Source organism: Levilactobacillus acidifarinae DSM 19394 = JCM 15949 (assembly GCF_001434835.1).
Lineage (GTDB): Bacteria > Bacillota > Bacilli > Lactobacillales > Lactobacillaceae > Levilactobacillus > Levilactobacillus acidifarinae.
This window is the reverse complement of record NZ_AZDV01000005.1, coordinates 329,178-350,597: the sequence shown is the minus strand read 5'-3', so window position 1 is coordinate 350,597 and position 21,420 is coordinate 329,178. Positions and strand designations below refer to the sequence as shown.

Annotated in this window: 21 protein-coding genes; 5 read left to right on the top strand and 16 right to left on the bottom strand. The window is 52.5% G+C overall.

The window, feature by feature from the left end; all coding sequences use genetic code 11:
* Positions 1-65: 65 nt before the first annotated feature.
* The 10 genes from FD25_RS03990 to FD25_RS03945 all read right to left on the bottom strand — a co-directional run bounded on the left by FD25_RS03990 (position 66) and on the right by FD25_RS03945 (position 9,481).
* Positions 66-1,118, bottom strand: coding sequence for a WxLIP family cell surface protein (locus FD25_RS03990; RefSeq protein ID WP_057801565.1), 1,053 nt, complete (start codon positions 1,116-1,118; stop codon positions 66-68).
* 262 nt (positions 1,119-1,380) lie between these two features.
* On the bottom strand, positions 1,381-2,007 hold the full coding sequence (locus tag FD25_RS03985; protein ID WP_225428546.1) for a WxL domain-containing protein: 627 nt from the start codon (positions 2,005-2,007) through the stop codon (positions 1,381-1,383).
* 207 nt (positions 2,008-2,214) lie between these two features.
* Positions 2,215-2,877: a hypothetical protein gene (locus FD25_RS03980; RefSeq protein ID WP_057801561.1), complete on the bottom strand. Its 663-nt coding sequence runs from the start codon at positions 2,875-2,877 to the stop codon at positions 2,215-2,217.
* Positions 2,878-2,890: 13 nt separating this feature from the next.
* A complete protein-coding gene (locus FD25_RS03975; RefSeq protein WP_057801560.1) occupies positions 2,891-4,255 on the bottom strand; it encodes an amino acid permease in 1,365 nt (454 codons plus the stop codon).
* A gap of 543 nt (positions 4,256-4,798) precedes the next feature.
* Entirely contained in the window at positions 4,799-5,365 is a 567-nt protein-coding gene (locus FD25_RS03970; protein WP_057801558.1) for a GNAT family N-acetyltransferase, read from the bottom strand.
* 18 nt (positions 5,366-5,383) lie between these two features.
* Entirely contained in the window at positions 5,384-5,836 is a 453-nt protein-coding gene (locus FD25_RS03965; RefSeq protein WP_057801557.1) for a flavodoxin domain-containing protein, read from the bottom strand.
* Between the two features lie 340 nt (positions 5,837-6,176).
* On the bottom strand, positions 6,177-7,175 hold the full coding sequence (locus FD25_RS03960; RefSeq protein WP_057801555.1) for a tRNA dihydrouridine synthase: 999 nt from the start codon (positions 7,173-7,175) through the stop codon (positions 6,177-6,179).
* 413 nt (positions 7,176-7,588) lie between these two features.
* Entirely contained in the window at positions 7,589-8,548 is a 960-nt protein-coding gene (locus FD25_RS03955) for a DUF4097 family beta strand repeat-containing protein (protein ID WP_057801553.1), read from the bottom strand.
* Positions 8,545-9,168: a DUF1700 domain-containing protein gene (locus FD25_RS03950; protein WP_057801550.1), complete on the bottom strand. Its 624-nt coding sequence runs from the start codon at positions 9,166-9,168 to the stop codon at positions 8,545-8,547. Before FD25_RS03950 ends, FD25_RS03955 begins: the two co-directional genes overlap by 4 nt.
* On the bottom strand, positions 9,161-9,481 hold the full coding sequence (locus FD25_RS03945; RefSeq protein WP_057801549.1) for a PadR family transcriptional regulator: 321 nt from the start codon (positions 9,479-9,481) through the stop codon (positions 9,161-9,163). Before FD25_RS03945 ends, FD25_RS03950 begins: the two co-directional genes overlap by 8 nt.
* Positions 9,482-9,650: 169 nt before the next feature.
* On the opposite strand from FD25_RS03945, the gene FD25_RS03940 reads away from it, so the two are divergent.
* From FD25_RS03940 to FD25_RS03925, 4 genes are all read left to right on the top strand, one after another.
* Positions 9,651-10,205, top strand: coding sequence for a cysteine hydrolase family protein (locus tag FD25_RS03940; protein WP_057801547.1), 555 nt, complete (start codon positions 9,651-9,653; stop codon positions 10,203-10,205).
* Between the two features lie 323 nt (positions 10,206-10,528).
* On the top strand, positions 10,529-11,377 hold the full coding sequence (locus FD25_RS03935; RefSeq protein WP_057801545.1) for a C39 family peptidase: 849 nt from the start codon (positions 10,529-10,531) through the stop codon (positions 11,375-11,377).
* Between the two features lie 91 nt (positions 11,378-11,468).
* On the top strand, positions 11,469-12,449 hold the full coding sequence (locus FD25_RS03930; protein ID WP_371862417.1) for a DUF5776 domain-containing protein: 981 nt from the start codon (positions 11,469-11,471) through the stop codon (positions 12,447-12,449).
* A gap of 232 nt (positions 12,450-12,681) precedes the next feature.
* Complete coding sequence (locus tag FD25_RS03925; protein WP_057801541.1) at positions 12,682-13,476, top strand: hypothetical protein; 795 nt, start codon at positions 12,682-12,684, stop codon at positions 13,474-13,476.
* A gap of 246 nt (positions 13,477-13,722) precedes the next feature.
* Here the strand turns inward: FD25_RS03925 and FD25_RS03920 are convergent, their stop codons facing one another.
* Both FD25_RS03920 and FD25_RS03915 read right to left on the bottom strand, forming a co-directional pair.
* A complete protein-coding gene (locus FD25_RS03920) occupies positions 13,723-14,850 on the bottom strand; it encodes a glycerate kinase family protein (RefSeq protein ID WP_057801538.1) in 1,128 nt (375 codons plus the stop codon).
* Positions 14,851-15,108: 258 nt separating this feature from the next.
* Positions 15,109-16,353 carry an AMP-binding protein gene (locus tag FD25_RS03915; RefSeq protein ID WP_057801536.1) on the bottom strand — a complete coding sequence of 415 codons (1,245 nt, stop codon included), beginning with the start codon at positions 16,351-16,353 and terminating at the stop codon, positions 15,109-15,111.
* 357 nt (positions 16,354-16,710) lie between these two features.
* Between FD25_RS03915 and FD25_RS03910 the strand changes: the two genes are divergently transcribed.
* A complete protein-coding gene (locus tag FD25_RS03910; RefSeq protein ID WP_146999923.1) occupies positions 16,711-18,441 on the top strand; it encodes an aryl-sulfate sulfotransferase in 1,731 nt (576 codons plus the stop codon).
* Positions 18,442-18,557: 116 nt separating this feature from the next.
* On the opposite strand, the gene rihA is transcribed toward FD25_RS03910, so the two are convergent.
* From rihA to FD25_RS03890, 4 genes are all read right to left on the bottom strand, one after another.
* Positions 18,558-19,490 (bottom strand): pyrimidine-specific ribonucleoside hydrolase RihA, encoded by a 933-nt coding sequence (gene rihA, locus FD25_RS03905; protein ID WP_057801534.1) that lies wholly within the window; start codon positions 19,488-19,490, stop codon positions 18,558-18,560.
* A gap of 130 nt (positions 19,491-19,620) precedes the next feature.
* The gene (locus FD25_RS03900) at positions 19,621-20,337 is read right to left on the bottom strand and encodes a class I SAM-dependent methyltransferase (protein WP_057801532.1); all 717 of its coding nucleotides are present in this window, start codon (positions 20,335-20,337) and stop codon (positions 19,621-19,623) included.
* A 100-nt stretch (positions 20,338-20,437) separates the two neighbouring features.
* On the bottom strand, positions 20,438-20,758 hold the full coding sequence (locus tag FD25_RS03895; protein ID WP_057801530.1) for a hypothetical protein: 321 nt from the start codon (positions 20,756-20,758) through the stop codon (positions 20,438-20,440).
* Between the two features lie 255 nt (positions 20,759-21,013).
* Complete coding sequence (locus FD25_RS03890) at positions 21,014-21,358, bottom strand: hypothetical protein (RefSeq protein ID WP_057801528.1); 345 nt, start codon at positions 21,356-21,358, stop codon at positions 21,014-21,016.
* Between the last annotated feature and the right edge of the window lie 62 nt (positions 21,359-21,420).

The following is a 21,420-nucleotide window of genomic DNA, read 5'->3' as shown; positions in this document are numbered from 1 at the left end:
CCAGCGTTTGAGCAAATGACTGCCCCCTGTTCATTCAATCAACTTGTTGCTAACCATTCCTGCGGTTACTTTTGCTGAGCTTGTAACGCTTGCTTATTCTTGTGATTCTTGTAAATCAGATAGCCTACCAACGCCAACAACAAGGCAATCACGATGGCTAATAAGATGTATAACCAGTAATTTGGTCGTGGTTGTTTGGCCAGGTTAGCTAAGTGATTCAGTTGCTTCTGGGTGACCGTGAAGTTCTTGGTAAAGTGCCACGACCCCTTCGTCGCCTGAGCGCTGAGATGTAACGTGTACTGGCCCGGCTTTAACGTGGTCTTGCCCCACGGAATCTGATAATTAAAGTTGCTGTTCGGGGCCATGGCCATATTCTGCTTGGTCTGGTGAATCAGGACCGTCGCAGAGCCCCGCTTGGTAACGGCCGCCTGTGTTCGTAACTTTTCCATAACGGCTGGCTTAGAATTTTGCAAGTTAGCCGTGACCATATTTTGCCGGTCAACTTGCCCGATCCCTACGTGATGCATCAGCATGGTCGGTTGAATTGCCTTCAAGCTTTCCCGCATTTCAATACTGATGGCGTAGGCGTAGAGGTTTTGCAAGGTAATTTTTCCTTTACCGTACTTCTTTCCCGGCTTAGTCTGGGACACGTAGACCGCACCCAGCGTGGTGCCCTTAAAGGGATCGGCCGGAACTTCGTAGGATAACCCGACCCGTTCGGTGCCGTTGGCCGGTAACGTAATGGACCGTTGCGGGGTCTTAAAGAGTTGCTTCAACGGAACCTGTAACGTTGGGTCCGGTTTCTTGGTGGCTAAATCATAGTCGATCACCCCGTCGGCGTTAGTGTAAGCCTGGTTCACGGATAACGTCAGCTTCTGCGGCTGAGCCTGCAAGTTATGAAGAATCACAACTAATCGCTGTTGCTCACCCGGTTGGACCTTGAGGTTAAAATACCCCAAAGCCGTATTCATCTGGTTACGGGGTTTGACCATCTGTACCGTGTAACCCGCCCCGGCAACCGCGGGGTTGATTTTAGCGGCGTGTGCGCTTGGGACGCCTTGCAGACTGCCCCAGAGTAAGCCACCTAAAATGACGACCCATTTCAAAAGCTTTCTCATGTTGCTGCCTCCATTTTCCGATTCCCGTCCTGATGAACTCCCGAAAGGAAGCGTTGCCGGATTTGCCCACCAATCAGCACGTCATCGGTCCAGCGACCACACGCTGATCGTGCCCATGCTCGGTCACCCGAGTTTCGTCACATCAGTTCATCATTAATGGGAATAATGATTATTTGGTCCCAAAAAGCCGGTACCATGAGTCATGGTACCGGCCTTTCGCATCGCCGGTTCATCTAGATAACCTCGATGTTGGTGCGCGATTTTATTGAACCGTGTTGCCCAACGTCCAAGTCAACGTTGACGTATAGTTCCCTGGTTCTTGCCCAGCTGGTACCGCTAAGTTAACGTCGGCAGGTGCGTAGGTTGCATCCCAAACACCTAAACCGTCGTTAGCACCGGCACTCAAGACTTCTTGGCTAGTCCCGGAACCATCCAACTTAACCGAAGACCCAGTTGGACCTACGGAAGGGTTACCTTCGTTCGCCGCTGAAGCTAAACCAGCAGGTAACGTCAAAACCGCGCCACCCAGCACAGTCCCGTCACCGGCCGTTGCCGTGGTATCGGAATTCTTAAATTCTGAGTTTGCGACCTTGACGTTCCAGCCACTAGCTAACCCAGGATTAGAAACTTCGACTGGATTATCAACAGTAGTTGGTTCGTAGCTACCGTTAGCCTTAGTATCAGGAACCGTCGTTGCCGCGAAGGTAATGTTAGGCGCCGAATCCAGATTCAAAGGTTGCGTTGATGGCGTAAAATCAGTTGTTGCGTTCGTTGTTGATTGGGTTGTCCCAGTCGTTGTGGTTGCCGCAGAAGCGGGAACCGCGACACCGACACCTAATAGCAACGCCGCAATACCACTAAACAAGCTAACACGTAATGTGCGCTTCATAATCTCAACTCCTATAATTTAAATGAAGTTCAGATCTCATGATTTGCGCGTTTGCACGTAAATTATTAATCTGTCGTAAAATCTTCCAAAGCATAATCAAAAACTAACTTATTCCAAAAGTTTCACCTGAACCGGTGATTCACTTTAGATAGTAGTCGGCCCCACAAAAAAAGGCCAGCGATTAGCTGACCTTTCGTATCTAGGGATTTAGTGGTGGAAGTCGCTCACGGTTAACGTTTGTAAATCGTTGAGCCACTGATAAGTGTCGCTCCGTTTTTCGGCGGTGTTTTGGAAGCCTAGCGGGGTAAATAACGCGCTGACGGCTGTCCAGTTCACCTGGTCACCATCTAGCAGGCTATGAACTAGCTGGGTTTCCTGCTCCGCCGTCACCGGTGTGGCGGTAACGGCCAATAGGTTAACCGCTAATTGCCGGGCCACGAGCTGCTGCACGGCCGCTGGCTCGCACAACGCCACGATTTGCCGCCGGGGTTCGATCGGCAGTACCGGGCCTTCACGCCGGATAAACCGTTGCCAGGCGCCAAACTGCGTTACCAGCACCGCGTAAAACTGCCACGGCACCTGATTGCCAATTCGTTTGAGCGTGGCCGTGGTGAAGGCCGTAACCGACCATTGGACCTGTTGAACGCCAGCGGCTTGAGCCGTTGCTAGCCATTCGCTGAAGAAGCGTTGAATGGTCGCGGCCACGGTTGCCGGTAATTTCCGTCCCTGAGTCAGTTGGTAGCGTCCCAGCATGAAGTCGGTCACCCGATTCCAAGCGATAGTGGCCCCCGCTTGCTGTTGTTTACGCCGGTTGAACTGCCGCAACTGCTTTACCCGACTGGACTTTGCAAATTTTCCTGGACGACTCACGTTGCAGTCCCCCTTATTTCTTCGCCGCTTCACGCGGTTGGTACTTCTTGAAGTAGACGATGGTCATCACGATCAAGAAGACCACCCCGACGAGAATGGAGATTCGCGTTTCGGGGTTCATGAACATGAACAGCAACGTAATGGCGAGAAACGCTAACGTGACGTAGTTAGACCACGGCGATAGCGGCATCTTAAACGGGTGCTCCGCCATGTGCTGTTGATTTTGTTTGCGGAATTCGATCTCACTGATCAGAATTACAACCCACGGCACCATTCCTGGAAGAACACTGGAACTGTAAACCATCACGAAAATCTGGCTGGCGTCCTTGAAGAACATCGGCAAGACCACGTTCAGCACAATTCCAATCGCGATTCCTAACGAAATGGCGAGCACGGAGTAAAATGGGACCCCGTGGCGGTTCAGTAGGGTCATCTTCCGCGGTAATTGGTGATTCTCGGCCAATGTGAAGGTCATCCGACTGGCACTGTAGATACCGGAGTTGGACCCGGACAGTGCGGCGGTGATCACCACGAAGTTGATGATCGAAGCGGCGGCGGTGATGCCAATTTTAGCAAAGGTCTGCACGAACGGCGAACCAATCTGGTTCAATTGGTTCCACGGGTAGATGCTGACGATCACGAAGATCGCGCCGACGTAGAAGATCAAGATTCGGGCAACCGTTGATTGGATGGCGGCGACCAGCGTGTGTTGCGGATTCTCCGCTTCACCGGCCGTGACCCCAATCAACTCAATTCCCTGGTAAGACGCCAACACGATGGCTAACGCGTAAATGAAGCCCTTGGCGCCCCCGGTAAAGAACCCACCGTGACTCCAGAGGTTACTGATGCCGACCGCGTGACCCCCGTTCCCGAACCCAAAGAGGATGACTCCTAGTCCGGCGATGATCATCAAGACGATGGTAACCACCTTGATCAGGGCAAACCAGAATTCAAGTTCCCCGAACATCTTCACGGAAATCAAGTTGGCGATACACAGGAAGGTAATCGCCACTAACCCGGGAATCCAGTCTGGCAGGTTTGGCCACCAGAACCGAAAGTAACCGCCCAACGCGATCATTTCACTCATTCCAACGACGATGAACTGAAACACGTTGCTCCAAGCGGTCAGGTACCCGAAAACGGGATGCATGTATTCGGAGGCAAACGTTGCAAACGACCCGGTTGTCGGGTGGACGTACAACATTTCCCCTAAGGCCCGCATGATTAAGTACAGAAATACACCAGAAATAATGTAAGCGATGAGGACGGAAGGACCCGTCCACTTGATTGTGGAACCAGACCCCATAAATAATCCGACGCCGATGGTTCCGCCCAATGCAATCATCTGCATTTGGCGAGAGCTTAGTCTTCTCTGCAATCTAATTCCTTCTTTCTACTGACGATGTCAGCTATTCAATTGTCAATGGGAAGCGTGACGCACGTTCGTCAGTTAAAAAACTGACGCGACATGCCGCCGAGCGGTTAGGCGCCGATGCCCTACCTCCTCAGCGAGAGCAGGTCCCGTTGTCTGACCGAACCCGCACCACGCATAATGTCTTTTTGCTCTAGCTAATTGGGGGTTGTACCGATCTGCTGCCAGGCTAGCGACGACTCTCAGTTAGTCGCCGTTGAAATCTGCCGCGCACCAATTATGATAAAACAATAAGATTATGTCATAGGTTACCCGGTTATGCGTTTAAACGCAAGGGTTAATCCCCGTGACATAATCTATATTATCGCGCAAGCCCCCGGACCGTTCAAATGCCGCTCACGAAAAAACGGGCCGTCCACCGCGATTTCGCGGTAACGACCCGTCATGATAAAAGATTTTTAATGGTTTAAATTTTGCTGTTTTCGCGAACCTAAAAAAGTTGCCCGGACTGCGCCGACAAATATCACGCACAAGCAACTTTTTCAATCGTTAGGCCACGTGCGGCGTATGAGCCGTATCGGTGCCCACTTGCGTGTTTTTAATCAACTTTTCGTAAACGTAACATTCGTCCGTTGGTTGGTAAACACCGACGATCCGCCCCACCTTCGTGAACCCGAACTTTTCGATCAGGTGTTGCATCTTGGTGTTGTCCCGGTGCGTATCGATCCGAATGCTTTCAACCTCTGGGTGATGTTCGGCGATGTACGTGAAGAGTTCTTGGAATAGCTTAGACGCGTAACCCTTCCCTTGATGGTGCGAGAAAATGGCAACCCGGTGTACCGTGACGTACTTCTCCGTATCCTTCAACCAGTCCCCGATTAACGTGTCATAGGAATTGTCGGGGGCTTGAACCACCGCGGCGACGCCTAAGGTTTCGTGGTCGTCACTGTTAAAAATCGTGGCACGACCTAAATCGATATCCGTTTGGATGGTATCGCGGTTCGGATAATTATCCTGCCATTGATCAATCCCGGCATCGGCCAATTGTTTTTTGCCGTCTTCGATAATGTCACATACTAAATCCAATTCGTCTGCTTTTGCTTTCCGTAAATACATGCTGACTTCACCTCATCTTTAATTTCCTGAGTCTAGAGTAGTTAAAACTTGCGCGGCGAGAGCGTCCAACCGTTGCCGGTCGGCCTCGCTGGGGTCTCCGTCGATCTTTAAGACCGGGGCCACGGCCATCCCACCTTGTTCGGTCAGTCGTTGGGCCAACCGGTCCACGGCGCGACCGTAATGGACGTGTTGCGTCGAGCTTGAGCCGCAGACCGCAAAATAGGTCCCCTGCAGGTCCACCGCGGCTAAATCTTCGTAAAAGTCCTGGGCTTCGTCCGGTAACTCACCGTCGTGGTAGGTGTAACTGACCAAAATCACCGCATCCGCTTGGGGCGCAGCATAGGCGTCGGCTTGAGAGATCTCCGTCACCACGGTCTGCGCGTGCGCCGCCAAATGGGCCTGTAAATGCATCGCGATAGCTTGGTTGCGGCCAGAGAGACTGGCGAAGATAATCTGAATTGTAGGCGTCATAAAACACTGTTCTCCTCAATCTAAGTTACGACCCGGTTATTAGTGGGCCGGTCGGGGTAATTTCGGATCAGAAAAAAATCCTTAGCTATCATACCTGAACTCAAATAATTTATCAATCCTATATTACCTAGCTTATTGATAAAAATCGCTTACATGTCGCTAATCCCGACCTGTCGCGTTTTGGTTCGGTTTAAGTTTCCAGAATCTAGTGGTCAAAAGCTTGCTTGCCAGTCTAATTTACCACTTTTGGCTGATAGGGTTGTTAATTTTGCTTGTTACAAAAAATACACATTCAGACCACGAAAAAACGCCGATCAGATTGACCGGCGTTGAGCTAAATTCATTTAGTTAATGGTGAGTCCGCCAACAGTTGCCGTACTTCGTCGGTACTGTGGGTTTCCATCATCGCGTTCCGCAGCTCCGCGGCGTGCGGTTGGTTACGCACGTAGATTTTAAAGAACCGCTTCAGCGAGGCAAACCGTTGCGTGTCGAACCGCTCCGCAAAATCATCGTATAAGTCTAATTGATAGTTCAAGAGACCCAGCAACTCCTTGACGCTGTGCTCTCGCGGCGTGGGTTCAAAGGCAAACGGGCTGGTAAAGATCCCGCGGCCAATCATGATCCCATCGACCCCGGGATGAGCGGCTGCTAAGGCGCACCCGTCCTGGTAGTTATCGATGTCACCGTTGAGTTGGAGCAGCGTGTCGGGGGCAACCTCATCGCGAAGCTTCACAATATCGTCGATCAATTCGTAGTGGGCGCCGACCCGACTCATTTCCTTCTTAGTCCGCAGGTGCACCGTTAATAACGGAATGTCCTGTTCCAACAAGAAACGCAACCAGTCCGGCCATTCGTCTAACCGGCTGTAGCCCAGTCGCGTCTTGACACTGACCGGTAAGCCCGCCGTCTTAGCTGCCGCAATCACGGCCGCTGCGTCTTCGGGATTACGAATTAAGTCGCTGCCCCCGTGGTTTTTAATGACCGTAGAGTCCGGGCACCCCATGTTCAAGTCGATGGCCTGGTAACCCCGGGTCTTCACGTCGGCCGCGGCCGCTTCGAAGGCTGCCGGTTGGTTACCCCAGAGCTGAACCACCGGCATGTGGGCCTCTTCCGGCGCCACGTAGAGCCGGCCTTGGACCGTAAACTTGGCCTTGGGATGGGTCACACTAATGGCGTTGGTAAATTCGGTAAAAAAGACGTCGGGCGCGGCCGCTTTCGCAACGACCCGGCGGAAAATAGCGTTGGTGACGGCTTCCATGGGCGCCAACGAAAAGAACGGCCGGTTCTGGGCCTTGGCGTGTGCGGCAATGGTTTGCCAGTAGTTGGTTACATCAGACACGATAAAAATCTCCTTGTTTAATTATAAGATAGTCCGTGCCACGGTGCTGGCTACTGCGGCACAAGAGTTACACGTAATATGATTAAAATAGAACTCACCTTATCGTAAGATTTCACTGAGCAACTGGAAAGCCTTACCACGCTTAAATTCATTAACGATTTCGTCGTGGTCACCACTTACTTCAGCCTGGAGGCGCTCAGGGGCTCAGGGGCTCAGCCCGCGAAATTATGGTTAGTCGACGTTCTTTGTCAGCTTACCATAAGGTCGAGTTTGAAGACCCGTGGGTTTTACGGGGCTTCAAATCGTGCCCGCAGGCGTTCCAGCCCCTGAGCGCCGCAAGGCGACCAGTTTTATCTTAGTCAATACTCCGATAAGTCCCTTTATTCTACCATCACCGTCAAGTCCTGGCCGGCTTAACGCACGGTAATGTCGCCATCGTCGGTGCTAAAGGCGTACTGGACCTTGGCGTTAGGGCGCAGGTGCGTGCCACTCTTGCGGCTCCGCCCCATCAACTGAATATCGCCATCATTCGTCTGCACGGACACCCCGGCCGTGTCACTCACGATCCCGTAAGCGTCCCCGTCGTCGGTGTGCGCCTTGACGCGTTGGGTCACTTGATTATGCCCAATATGCAGGTCCCCGTCGTTACTGGTCACGTCCGCACTCCCCAAGTGTGTATTTTTCACACTGACGTCCCCATCCGCCGTGTGAAAAACGTTATTGGCTTGCTTAAAGTGGCTCTGCTTGATCGTGATGTCGCCATCCCCGGTCTTAGCCGTCACCCGTGGCGTCGTCACGTTCGTTAAGAAAATATCCGCGTCCCCGCGACTTAAATCCAGAGGTTGGGTAAACGTGACGTTCTTGGCTTGAAAGCTCCCGCCGTGCGACCCCGTAACGTTTTTCACCGTCAGATTTTCTAACCGCACGATCCAGTTACGTTGGAGCGTCACCGTCTTCACCGTGGTGGTCTTGGGCACCACAATGGTGATTTTCCCGTTACTATCGTAAGCCTCGTCGTCCCAACCCACGGAAAGACCGTGAATTCGGAAACTATTTTGCCGGTTATCGCCCCCCGCAACGGTCAGAGTATGGTTGGCCACTTTGGCCGTGACCGGGTGCTTCTTCCGGTTAAGACTTTGTTGTTGAATTGTGATTTGATTCACGTTACCCGGTTTGACCGTGACCGGTAATTTGGTGTTGACCACCAACTTGTCGTAGTCACCCGGATGCACCACGGTCCGTTCGCGTTTATCGACCTGAAAGCCCCCCGCATTCCAGGTCAGCGCCTTAGCCCCGTGATGCCCCACACTGAAGATAACTAAAATAATCCCTACTACGATGACCACTAAACTTGCAATGTTCCACCGTTTCATGCGTGATCCCCCCGTTTATCTGTGCGGTCCGTGACCCACCGGCGATAGGCCCATTTAGCCATTTCTGCAAGCACTTGAATTAACCACTGAACCAGGCGCACGACCACGACCATGACCAGCCAGCTAATGCCTAACGCAATCAGCCCTAAGCCCAGGTAAAATAGTCCGGTCCACGGCGCGGTAAATAACGCCATGAGGCCCACCACCACGCCCGTTACCCCGCCCAAGAAACCGGCGACCAGTAAGGCCAAGACGGTGACCACGCCGGCAAATACCACGCTCCCGGCAGCCACGACCAACGCGCCGACCACTAAGATCAGTGGAATGGTCACGGGCGTGGACAACAGGGCCAAAATCACCAACCAGATCATCTTGACGTTGGCCTTAGTCCCGGCCGGCGCCGATTGACGACCTGCGGGTTGTTCCGTCATCTTAATCGAGTAATCGGCCAAAACCTTGCGCGCCACCGTTTGCGGCGTCCCCAATTCGGCCACGGCCGCCTCGTAGGTGGTGATGTTTGCTTCCTGCAAATATTCGCGGTAATACTCAACCACGTCTTGTTGTTCGGCGGTCGTCAGCTGTAAAAGTAGCTTTTGAAGCGCCTGAATGTATTCAGTCATCTGCTTGATCCCCCTCTAACAAAGTCGTGACGGCCTGACTAAAGTCGCCCCACTCCTCACGAATCACGGTCAGCTGAATCTGGCCCGTCCGCGTCAAACGGTAATACCGGCGGTTGCGCCCCTGAAAGGGTTCATCATAGGTCGTCAACCAACCGTTCTTTTTTAACCGCCGTAAAACTGGATATAAAGTTGATTCGGAAATTGGTAACCGTTGCCGGACCTCCTGCGTCAACGCGTAGCCGTAAAAATCCTGGCGCGTTAACACCCCCAAGACACAACCGTCCAGGAGTTCCGTGGGTACTTGAATCGCCATAATTTCGTGGCCCCCTATACTATATGACGTATAATATCAATTCATCAACAGTATAGCGTGGTAAATAGGCCACTGTCAACTGGCGTTTATAAATAAATTGATGAGCCGACTCGTTGACAGGGCGGGGCCACCCCCGCATACTAAACCCAATTGAGAAGGAGGTTTTCCAATGGCAACCGATCAAGCCTTACTGATTATCGATTACACCAACGATTTCGTCGCGGATAAGGGGGCCTTAACCTGTGGGCAACCGGGCCAAGTCCTCGCGCCCACCATCGTCAAGCTCGCCGAGACCATGGCGGCTCGTGGGGATTGGGTCCTACTGCCGACCGACGTCCACACGCCGCACGACCCCTACCATCCCGAAAGTCAGCTCTTCCCGCCGCATAACGTCCGCGGAACTTGGGGGCGAGAATTATACGGCCCCTTAAAGGACTGGTATGACCAACACCAAGCGGCTTCCAACGTGTGGCAATTCGACAAGACCCGGTATAGCAGCTTTGCCGGCACCGACCTCGATCTACGCTTACGCGAACGCCACGTGACCACCCTTCATCTCGTTGGCGTCTGCACCGACATCTGTGTGTTGCACACCGCCGTCGATGCGTATAACCTGGGTTATCAGCTGGTGATTCACCAAAACGGCGTAGCCAGCTTCGATGCGGCTGGTCACGACTGGGCTCTCCGCCACTTTAAAACGGCGTTGGGTGCCCAAATCGTTTAATCCATCATTAATTTTTCTAAGAGCTTAAAATTAAGGGTCTGGGATAAAAGTCCCAGACCCTTTGTGTCTCCGAATAGCTGGTGCCGAAACGTGCGCCAAAGGGCAGTTGGTTCCGCTTAACCCCGTAAGTCAGATAATCCAAGTTCGGGATTATCCGCCTTACGAACCGTCGTTCATGCTCGCCAGCTAATCGCCTTTTGTCCCACTCTCGTAATTTTTGCGTTGGCTTAACGGCCAATCTCGTTGTCAGCCGCATTGTTGTTTGAACCGTTTAGCCCTATAATGATGAAGTTAAACCATCATTTTAATAAAGGAGGATTCCTATGTCGCATCACCGACTCTATCGTGGTTTCCTGAGTGGTCTACTGGCCGTGATTGGCGGTTTGACCTTTGCTATCAGCGCTCAGGCCGCCACTGCCCCCTACCAGCCCATTCTGGCGAAGACCACGGTCAACTATTACACCCAGATCGGGTCGAATTTGACGCACAACTACCAGGTCTACGCCACGGGTGGGGCGAAGACCAGTGCGAAGAACCTGATCCCCATCGCCACAGGCCGGCAGTACGCTCGCAAAATGGTCCACATCACCCGTGAGGAGCGGCTCAACGACGGCCTCTGGCTCAAATTTACATACAATCACACCCAAACGGGGTGGATCCATCGCAACGGCACCGTTAAAAGTCGCCACCAATTAAACGTTCCATTAATTGCCCAACGGCCCCAATTGCCGACCGGGTGTGAAATCACCGCCACTACCATGATGCTCAAGTACGCTGGCGCTAAAGTCACCAAAATGAGCCTGGCCAAGGAAATGCCCAAGACCAAGACCCATGACGGAAACAAGGGCTTTGTGGGCAGTCCCTATTCGAAGTCCGGCTGGTGGATCTATCCCAAGGCGTTACTGAAACTCGTGCAACACCACGTGGGGAGTGCCCAGGATCTGACCGGCGCGTCGTTTAAGCAACTCAAGGCCAAAATCGATCAGGGCCACCCCGTGGTCGTCTGGGTCGCCGGGGTGGATGGTTTCGTCAACCACGCCATCACCCTTTCCGGCTATAGTGCCACCCGGGCTTACTACAACGACCCCTGGACTCACAAAAAGACCAGCATGACGCAGGTTGGTCTGGCTAATCATCGGCAACACGATGCCTACCGGGCATTAAGTTATTAATCTATTTTTCGGAGGAGGAATTCACGTGTTACATAAGTCAGTTATCGGGGCCGCTAGTCTCGCCTTGACCGCCGTCTTCGGGCTAAGCCTCATCGCTACCCCCGCGGCCGCTAAGAGCGACTACTACACCACTAACCCCCAAATCATCCGCACCAAAAAGACGGTCGTTTACTACAAAAACGCCGCGCGGACCCAAAAGGCGCAGACCATCAAGGCGGACCATTACGCCAAGATTTCTAAGGTGGTTACGCCCAAGGGTAAGGCCCCGGTCTTAAAGACCAACACCGGTAAGTACGTCACGGCCAACAAGGCGTTCGTCGCCAAAACGGCCGGCTACCAAAACCCGAAACGTTACTACCAGGTCAACTACCACCAGATCAAGCCTTACGGCAAGGTCGGCTACACCGTCAAGCGCAACTACGAAGGCCTCAAGACCTGGAAGATCATGCGGCGCTTAGGTACGGCCAACGGGTATAACAAGTACAACCAGGCCACCTACAATGCCGTTAAGGCCTTCCAACGCAAACACGGCCTAAAGGTTACGGGGAACGTCAACGAAAAGACCTGGGTCAAGCTGGGCTTCTCCAAGTCGAGCTTTAAGAGCATCGATAGCTACGTTGCCCCACTCGGCGCCCACGCCTGGAACGGTCGTTCCGCGCACATCGAAGCCATGATCAAGCAGGCTTACAAGTACAAGGGCAACCCGTACCTGGTCGGCTCTTCATCCAAACCCGTCTACGGCACCGACTGCTCGGGCTTAGTCATGCAGGCGTTATACGCCGGTGGCATCAACCCGGCTCCCATCAGTTCAATTCACCACGCCTATCCGGGCAACGAATGGAACTCCCGGAACCTCTGGGCCAGCAAGAAATTTAAGCACGTCGCTTACCAAAACCGGCAACGCGGCGACTTAGTCTTCTATTACCAACCTGGCACCCGAACGATTTGGCACGTGGCCCTCTACTTGGGACACAACCGAGTCATCGAGAGCTGGCCACCACGGATCATGGTCCAACCGATCAAGAACGGTCAACGGTCTGACGTTGCGGGAATCGCCCGCGTCTTCAATTAAAATTTAACCGTAAATAACCCGGGAAATCGTTGTGATTTCCCGGGTTATTTTTATCCGCCAAATCTTTAACTGAAATACAACAAATTGGTAATTTTTAAAATTACGTGAATCCACGGCAATTCAAGATAACAACATATTATAAATATTTAAATGAGCTAACCTCTTGTCCCAAGTGCTTTGCCCTGAGTATGATTGGTCTGTACCGTAATTATATTCTAAAGGAGCGATTCTGTTGAATTTTAAACGTTACGCGGCACTCGCAAGCCTTGGGTTAACCTTGTCAGGTGTAGCAAGTCCTTTGTTAGTCTCTACAACGGCCAGTGCTTCAACGAAAAAAGTACGTGTTCTCTCCGTTACTAAAATTGCTAAGGCAATCTATCACGGTCAAAAAGGAAACATCTACAGCTCAGACAAGCTGACAAAGAAACGTTATCATATGAAGTCGTATCCACATACCAATTGGCATGCGACTAAGCAAGCCATCGTTAAAAAACATGGTAAAAAGGTCTCATTGACTTATATTACGGCTGGCAAAAAGAAGGGGTGGATCTACAGTAAATATTTAATGGCTGGCAAAGCCCCTGCTGCTAAAGTTACAGGAAACACCAAAATTAAAAATAATAGTTCTAAAACTAAAAATGCAGTTCTCAATGATATAAGTTTAGTTAGAAAGATGATTATGCATGGGACCCCAAATCTTCAAGACCAAATTAACGGGGACACGTTCAGTCGATTAGTAGATTATCCAAGTTTGGCTACGAATCTGTTTTCATTTTACGGAGATAGTATCGGTGACTATGGTAGCAATGATCTTCAGGGAGCAGAAAAAGATAGAAACGTTTTGATGAATATCTACGATCTATTGAAGAATCGTCTTCCAGGAACAGCGACTCAAAAATCTAGCTTAGACGCTATGGCTTCTGATATCAGAAATAGTCGCCTTGCCGAACAAAATGATAAAGATGCTTTAGTAGCTAAAGTACGTGTTTTCACGGAACAATTCACCGATTTGCTTAAAAATATGTGATTGGGTAGAAACTAATGCCTAAAACTCTGGAATTACAGTAATTTAAATGATCAATCTTTATGATTAGTCGGGTGTAGTTTACTTATGGCGTCCTTTTTCGCAGTGTCTGCAAAGAATCATTTCTATTTTTTGTTAGTGATCAAATTCAGATAAATTCAAAAAATACAACGTTTGTTGCATTTCAATGTAAATTTATTCCATAAAGGGCGACCCCAATTAAACTGGGTCGCCCTTAATTGTCTTAAATTAGTGTTCTGCTAAGTAAGTCAACATGGCCTTAGCCCCCGCCTGCGCTAACAGATTGGGCGTTTGCGCCATGGCATCGGTCACGGTCATGCCCTCCGGCGTCGAGACGATGACATCGGTCACGCCCGTGGCCTGAATCGGGGCCACGTCGCCCTGCACGCTACCGGCAACTAAGGCCACCGGCAACTGGCGCGCTTGGGCCAGGTTCGCCACCGCAATGGGGGCCTTCCCACTCAACGATTGGCTATCGACCCGACCTTCACCGGTAATCACGAAGTCGGCCGTCGCCAATTGCTCATCGAGCTTGGTCAGCACTTGAACCGTCTGGGCACCGGATTTCAGCTGGCCACCCAGAGCCAACAGCCCAAAGCCAGTGCCCCCGGCGGCCCCGGCACCCGCTTGGCGACTCGCCGCTAACCCATCCGGCATCGGCACGAAGGTCCGTAACCGGGCCAATCCTTGGTTCAAGCGAGCAATCATTTCGTGTTGCGCGCCCTTCTGCGGGCCGAAGACCGCGGCGGCCCCTTCCGGCCCCGTTAACGGGTTGGATACGTCGGTCAGTCCAATCAGGGTAGTGTGTTTTAAGCGTTCGTCGAGGCCCCGGAAGCTGACGTGGCCTAACCGCATCAGACTACCACCGCCCAAGTCGAGTTTTTGTTGGTTATTGTCGATGAGGCCCGCCCCTAAAGCGACCAACATTCCCGCGCCGCCGTCCGTGGAGGCACTGTCGCCCAAGCCCACGTAGATCGTGGTGGCGCCGTGGTCTAAGGCGGCGCTGATCAATTCACCGACACCGTAAGTACTAGATGAAACCGGGACTAACGTGTCCCCCACTAAGGTCAGCCCCACGGCCGCGGCCACCTCGATAATGGCCGTCTGGTCGTCGAGCATCCCCCATTGCGCGTCCACGTTCTTGCCCAGTGGTCCCAACACCGAGGTGGTCAGCAGTTGACCGCCCACCGCGTCAATGACTGCCTTAACGGTGCCCGCACCGCCGTCGGCAATGGCCGCCGTCTGAACCGTTGCGTCCGGGGCCGCTTGTTTAACCCCCGCTGCCAAATATTGGTTCACTTCCGTAGAAGTGGCACTACCCTTAAATGAATCCGCCGCAATTACTACTCGCGTCATGTCGTCACGATCCTTTAGTCAAATTAGCCGACGCTCCGTTGGGCGATCAATTGTCGCTTTAATTGGGGCCGGTCGCCTTTTTCGGTGGTGTTGCGCGGATAATCGTGACCGAATAAGCTGCCTTGCAACCGTTCAGCCGGCACTAAAGCTGCCCGTTGTTGGTTGGGTTTTCGGAATAGCTAATTACCGTCACAATTTTCGCTTCACCATCCGGGTCGTTCGACAACCGTATCACCAAGGATTCTTGACGAACAGTAATTAGCCTAACGCGTTGTTCACGTGTGTCGGAGCGATCCCTTCACCACCTCTATTCATCATAGCCTTTTTTGGGCCATTAATAAATAAGTACCCGTCTTCATCGAAATATCCACGGTCACCGGTCAGCAACCAGCCGTGGTAAAAGGCCTCCGGCTGTGGCTCCAGATAACGTTGGATCACGTGATCGCCCCGCACGGCAATCTCACCGCCGACTCGGCTAGCACGGGTCACGTGGCCGTCGATCCAAATGGCCACGTCAGTCCCCACCGGCTTACCAGCCGACCCGATCTTCGGTGCGGCAAACGGGTTAAGCGTTCCCTGATTCGCCGTTTCGGCCAACCCGTACCCCGTTAAAACCCGCGTTTGGTAACGCTGTTCAAACTGCATCAATTTGTCGCCGGCAAGTGAAGTCGAACACCGGACAAAGCGTAAATTCGTCCGACCGGGGTAACTTGCACGTGCCGCCGGATCCAGTAAAAGTCGGTCTAAGAGCGCTGGCGTCACGGAGATCCAGGTCACGTGATTGGCGTGCACTTGGGGCCAGAAACGATGAACCGAAAACTTAGGGGTAATCACCAGTCTCCCACCGGATAACCGCGTCGCTAAGACCGACGTCACCTGCGCGTTGACCCCCGACAGCGGCAATACAATCATCGTCGTGTCGTGGGGCGTCAGGCGCTGACTGATAAGGGTATCTTCCGCACCGTGCCGTAAGTGGTTGTGGGTCAGGCCCACCCATTTAAGCTGACCAGCGGCCCCCACCGAGTTGAGAATCAGCGCCAGGTCTTCGTCGGTCGGCGTGGCCGCGGCGTGGCTCGTGACGTTGAGGTCCCGAATCAGGCTCAATTCCGGGGCGGTATTTAGTTGGAGCTTCGCCACCGTCGTCTGCCGGGCCACTGTCACGGCGTCCACTAATCCCGGTGCCACCACGCTCGCCACGTAGTCGTGGGCCCCTAAGAGGCTTTGCAGCTTGACGGCTGGCAACGTGGCAGCAACCGGATGCATCACCGCCCCCACCTCCCAAATAGCTTGGGCTAAGACCGGATAAACCGCCGTATTGGGAAGACAAACCAGGACCACGTCCCCGTGACCCACTTTTAAGCCACGTAAATGGTCGGTCAATTGGTCAACGTCGGCGGCTAACTCGCCACCCGTAAACCACCGTTCCAGGGTGGTATCTTTTATCAATTTTCGGTTTGACGCCTGCTTTAATTGTTGTGTGAGTTTTAGTGTAATTTTGGACATCGGGATGCCTTCCTTTCCCCGGCGCTTCTTAGGACGTTTGTGCCCTCAAGCTACCGGTGACCTACGTCATTATCGTGTTCCTTAGTTATAGCACGCAACCGTCCAAGGGTCCTGATGGCTTGTTAAGGGAAAAATATGATTCTCTTAGAAAATTACTTTAGAAAAATCAATTAAAGGGTCACGGTTTAGCAGGTCACCAACCGAACTTCACAACTTCGTCACATTTTTTTCGGAAATTCATCAGAATTCTGTAACGTTACTGATTTATAGCCGTGATATATTGGAAGTGTTACATATCTTGGGGGATAAGTGGCTCACGCCACCAGTCCCCCATTTTTATGGCGATTTTATAAGGAGATGGCTCATTTGCAAACTACTCACCGGCGTTGGCGACGACTCGTCATCGCCTCACTCGCCCTGGTCACGGTCGGTCTGGCCGGCTGTTCTGCTAAATCCGAGGCAGCTAAAACTTACGGGATCAAGGACAACAAGACCTCGTTAACGACGGCCCAGATCAAGAAAAATCTCGACGTCAAGGTGATTACCACCCGCCAAGACGCGCAAAAAAAGTTGACGGCAACCTATAAGGCCGCCGCCGAAAATACCAAGTACACGCTGGATAGCCCGTACGTCAAGGTTAACCCCTACGGCTCCTCCCCGTTGTCCGCGTTAGTCACGTTTACCACCAGTGACGCCGAGAAGGTCAGCTACACGGTCGTGGGTAAGACCGATCACACTTCGATCACCAACACGGTCAAGGGCGGCTACACCAAGTCCCACCAAGTGCCGGTCGTCGGGCTGTACGCCGACACCACCAACACGGTCAAGATTACGACCACTAATAAGAACGGGGAAACGCAAACTAAGACCCTGTCCATGAAGACCGGCGCCCTGCCCAAATACATCAAGGACGCCACACTAACGGTCACCAAAAACGATAAATCGAAAATGAGCATCGGTAAAAACAAACTGACCATTCTTAACCGGACCACCAAGCAACCGCTGGCCATCGACGCCGACGGGAACGTCCGCTGGTACGATACCAACTATTCCCAACACACCATCGAACAGTGGTCCAACGGCCACATCATGATTCTGTCCAAGAAAAACGTCGATTCCGACGTCTACAACGACCTGATCGAAACCGACTACCTGGGCCGCGTGTACAAAGAATACGGGTTCGCCAACAAGACCAGTAGCTCGGACTCCTCCAGCGTCAGCAAGAAGGAAGCCAAGGCCAACACCGAAACTACGGTCATTCACCACGACCTGGTCGAACTGCCGAACCATAACTTCTTAGCCACCGTGTCCGACGGGTCAAAATACAAGGAAGACACCATGATCGAAGTCGACCACAACACTGGTAAAATCGTCAAGGTCATTGATATGAAGAAACTCCTACCTAAGTCGATGTGGTCCACCTACAAAAAGGGCGGCGACGGTAAGGTCGATTGGCTCCATCAAAACGCCGTCGATTACGACAAAAACGACAAGAGTATCGTGATTTCCAGCCGTAATCAAGACATGATCATGAAGCTGGATTACAAGACCAACCACATCAAGTGGATCTACAGTGGCAAGAAGGCTTCAACCTGGCCGAAAGCCTACCGGCAATACCTGTTGAAGCCAACTAAGGGCACCACCATCACCGGGGGCCAACACGGGTTGTACCTGTTGAACAACGGGAACGGGGCCAAGGCCTCCAGCGAAGACTTCATGCTCTACGACAACAACATTGCCGTCACCAACGGGAACAAGAAGACTTCGGGTAAGTACTCGCAGGCCGTTCAGTACCACGTGGATACCAAGAACATGACCATCAAACAAACCTGGGCCTACGGAAAGTCGTTGGGTAAGACCAACTTCACGCCGGTCATCGGGTACGCCGAAAAGCAAAGCAACGGCAACGTCTTGATTGACTTTGGGTTCAAGAATGGCGGCCAAGAAAGTAACGTCATCGAAGTCACCAAGTCCGGTCAACAAGTCTTCAACGTCACGCTGAAAAACGCCGGTTCTAAAGCCTACGCCTACCGGGCTTACCGGGTACCGTTCTACAACGGGAATTACCAATTTGATGCGACAAAATAAGCGTTCAGTTTCTCCATTAGAAAAGCGCGTAACCGTTATGGTTACGCGCTTTTTAGCTACTCTAATTGAGTTAAACTTACTAGAAAACAGCGGTGACGCCCTACGCCGGTATTGCCCTAAAACGTCTTCAACGAGTCCGCAATCAGTTGAATGAAGGCCTCACGGTTTAGGTTCAAGAGGACTTCCGTATTTTTAGGCTTACCGGTCAGTTCGTAGTAATCGCAGACCGTTTCGCCCCGGGTCAATTCGCCGGTCGTTTCCACGTCGACGGCCATCTTTTCGGTCTGGAACCATTCGGGATGGATCAACCAGGCAATCGTGCAGGGATCGTGTAGCGGTGCCCCCTGAAATCCCCATTTAGGATTTTCGTGGTAAAGCTCAAAGAAGTTCAACAGTCCGGTAAAGGCGTGGGCCACGGGATTGTTGATGTGGCCGATGACCTCGATTTCGGGTTTCATGATTTGGGCCTTGTGGGTCACGTTTAACGGCGCCATCACCAGGGGAATCCCGGCGTTAAGCACGATTTTCGCCGCCTCAGGATCGACGTAAATGTTAAATTCGACCGACGGCGTCCAATTCCCCAGTCCCATGGCGCCACCCATGAAGACGATTTGCGTAATCTTAGCCTTTAATTCTGGATAGACCCGCAAGAACAGGGCGATGTTGGTCATCGGCCCCGTCACGACCAGGGTAATCGGGTCGGCACTGGCCCGTAACGTTTGGGCGATCAGTTCGATGGCAGTCAGCGGTTGAACGGCGAAGTCCGGTTCGGGCAGCTCAGCCCCGTCGAGGCCACTCTTGCCGTGGACGTTGCCTGCGGTCTCCAGTGGTTTTAACAGCGGCGTGCGGTTGCCCCCCGCCACGGGAATCTCTTGGTGGTGCATCAACGTTAAGAGTCGCATGGCATTATGTAAGGTCTTTTCGGGCGTTTGGTTACCGGCCGACGTGGTGACGGCCAACAGGTCAATTTCGGGATTGGCCAGCGCCAACATCATGGCGAGCGCGTCGTCGTGACCGGGATCACAGTCGAGAATAATTTTAGTGGACATCGGAAGAACCTCCTTGAATGATGGGTACGCTTTCATCGTACCATAGACTCCGTGGCCGTGGGAATGCGTGATTTTCCCGGAAACGCAAAGAGCCCGCAGCAATCAGCGCGGGTTCCCCATGTATGTTCGGTTATTTTAGTTTAGTCGCGCGTAACGTCAGGGTCGGCATCCAAGGGCCACCCCACCAGCCGTTTAACCCGTTGCCCGTCACGTGAATGTCCGTAAAGCCTAACTGTTGGAGCGCCTTTTTGTATTCCTGACAGGAAAACCCGAGATCGACCAACACGACTTGCCCCCCGGGACGCAGCACCCGGCTCAATTCCTGGAGGCTTTGTAAGCGACCGGCCTTGGGTTTAACGTTGTGAATCGCCAGACTAGACACCACCAGATTAAACGTCTGGGGCGCAAACGGCAATTGCCGCATGTCGGCGGTCTGGACCGCTGCTTCCTGGGTCAGCTGAGAAACCGCCAAGCGGCGCTCCACCGCTGCCTGGGAATTATGGGTCTGGTCCCGTTGACGCCAAATATCGATGCCCGTCACGTGGCCGCCTAAGGGCAACCGCTGGGCAATCTTAAACATCACCAACCCATGACCACAACCAACGTCCAACGCCCGGGTCTCTTTGGTCAGCGAAACGTCGCGCAGGACGCGATCCCAGATCAGTTCCTTGCCCACCAACGTCGTATGTAAAAAGAAGCTGCCCATGACTAGGTAAATCACGGTGGCGATCAACCACCCCTGCTGAAACCGGGTGACGACCCACATAATCAGGCAGACCACACCTAGCCCATAAAACATGATGAGCCCCAAGACCCCATCAATCCCATTTTCGCGAATGCGTTTCATCTCGTTCCTCCCCTAAAACTTTCTGCCCATTGAGTATACCGGAAGGAAGAGATGGTGAACAGGCTAAAGAATTAATTTAACGAAATTTATGATTAATTGATTAATATCCCGGAATGAGCCAACGCAACAACCATTCCGGTGGATTGAGCGCTAGGCCGCCTAACCCCACGCCAACGACGAATAGGCCCCCATACCCCCACCGCAACCAGCGTTGGTCCCGCCGCATTGGCCGAGTTCCGTAAACCAGCAGTCCGCCTAAACTGATGATGGCCAAGCCCAAGCCCCCTAGGACCACCGCAGCATCCGGATGAAGCGGGCTTTGGGTGATAATGCCCCGCAGACCACTGCCCAAAATCAGCAACGGTAAACTAATCGCGCCCACGTTTAAGGCCCATTCTAAGCAGATTTGCCATTTTTTCACGTCAACGTTCCCCCTCGTTTATGGCTTCAGCATACCAAAGCTGAGGCATCAAGTCCCGTTGACGGCAATTTCTGCCAAGTATTGCTTAAAAAATGGGCAAGACGCCCAAGAATATCAACCACACCGGAAGCCCGAGTAAGACCAAGGTGCCAACGCCCCTTCACCGATGAGCCCAAGGGGACCGCTGGCCAACAGAAGGTAACTGTCGATTTCCCCAAACCTAGCCCATTGCTACATACTTAACCGTCTCCTTGCCTAATGTTGATACCCAATGAAGCGTAACAACCAATCCGGAATATCACTCATCAACCACGTCAGTCCCACGCCTAGGATAAAATTACCCCAATAAATCCGCCATAATCGGCGGCGAGACTGTGGTTGGACCTGTCGGGTGGCGCGTTTCCACATGGTCCGATAACTAAGGACCGCCACGAGACTAAATAGCGCTAACGGAAGACTTCCTAAAAGCACCACTACGTCCGGATGATTCGGATCGGCGGTCAAGAAGCCCACGATTCCTTCGCCAATCAACCACCAGGGGCCGCTCAGAATGAGAACCGCCACCACCCATTCCCAGGTTGCTATTTTTTTAGGCGCCATCGTTGTTCAGATCCTTTCCTACAAAAAAAGCCGCTGAAGCACACGGCTTCAACGACTATCTC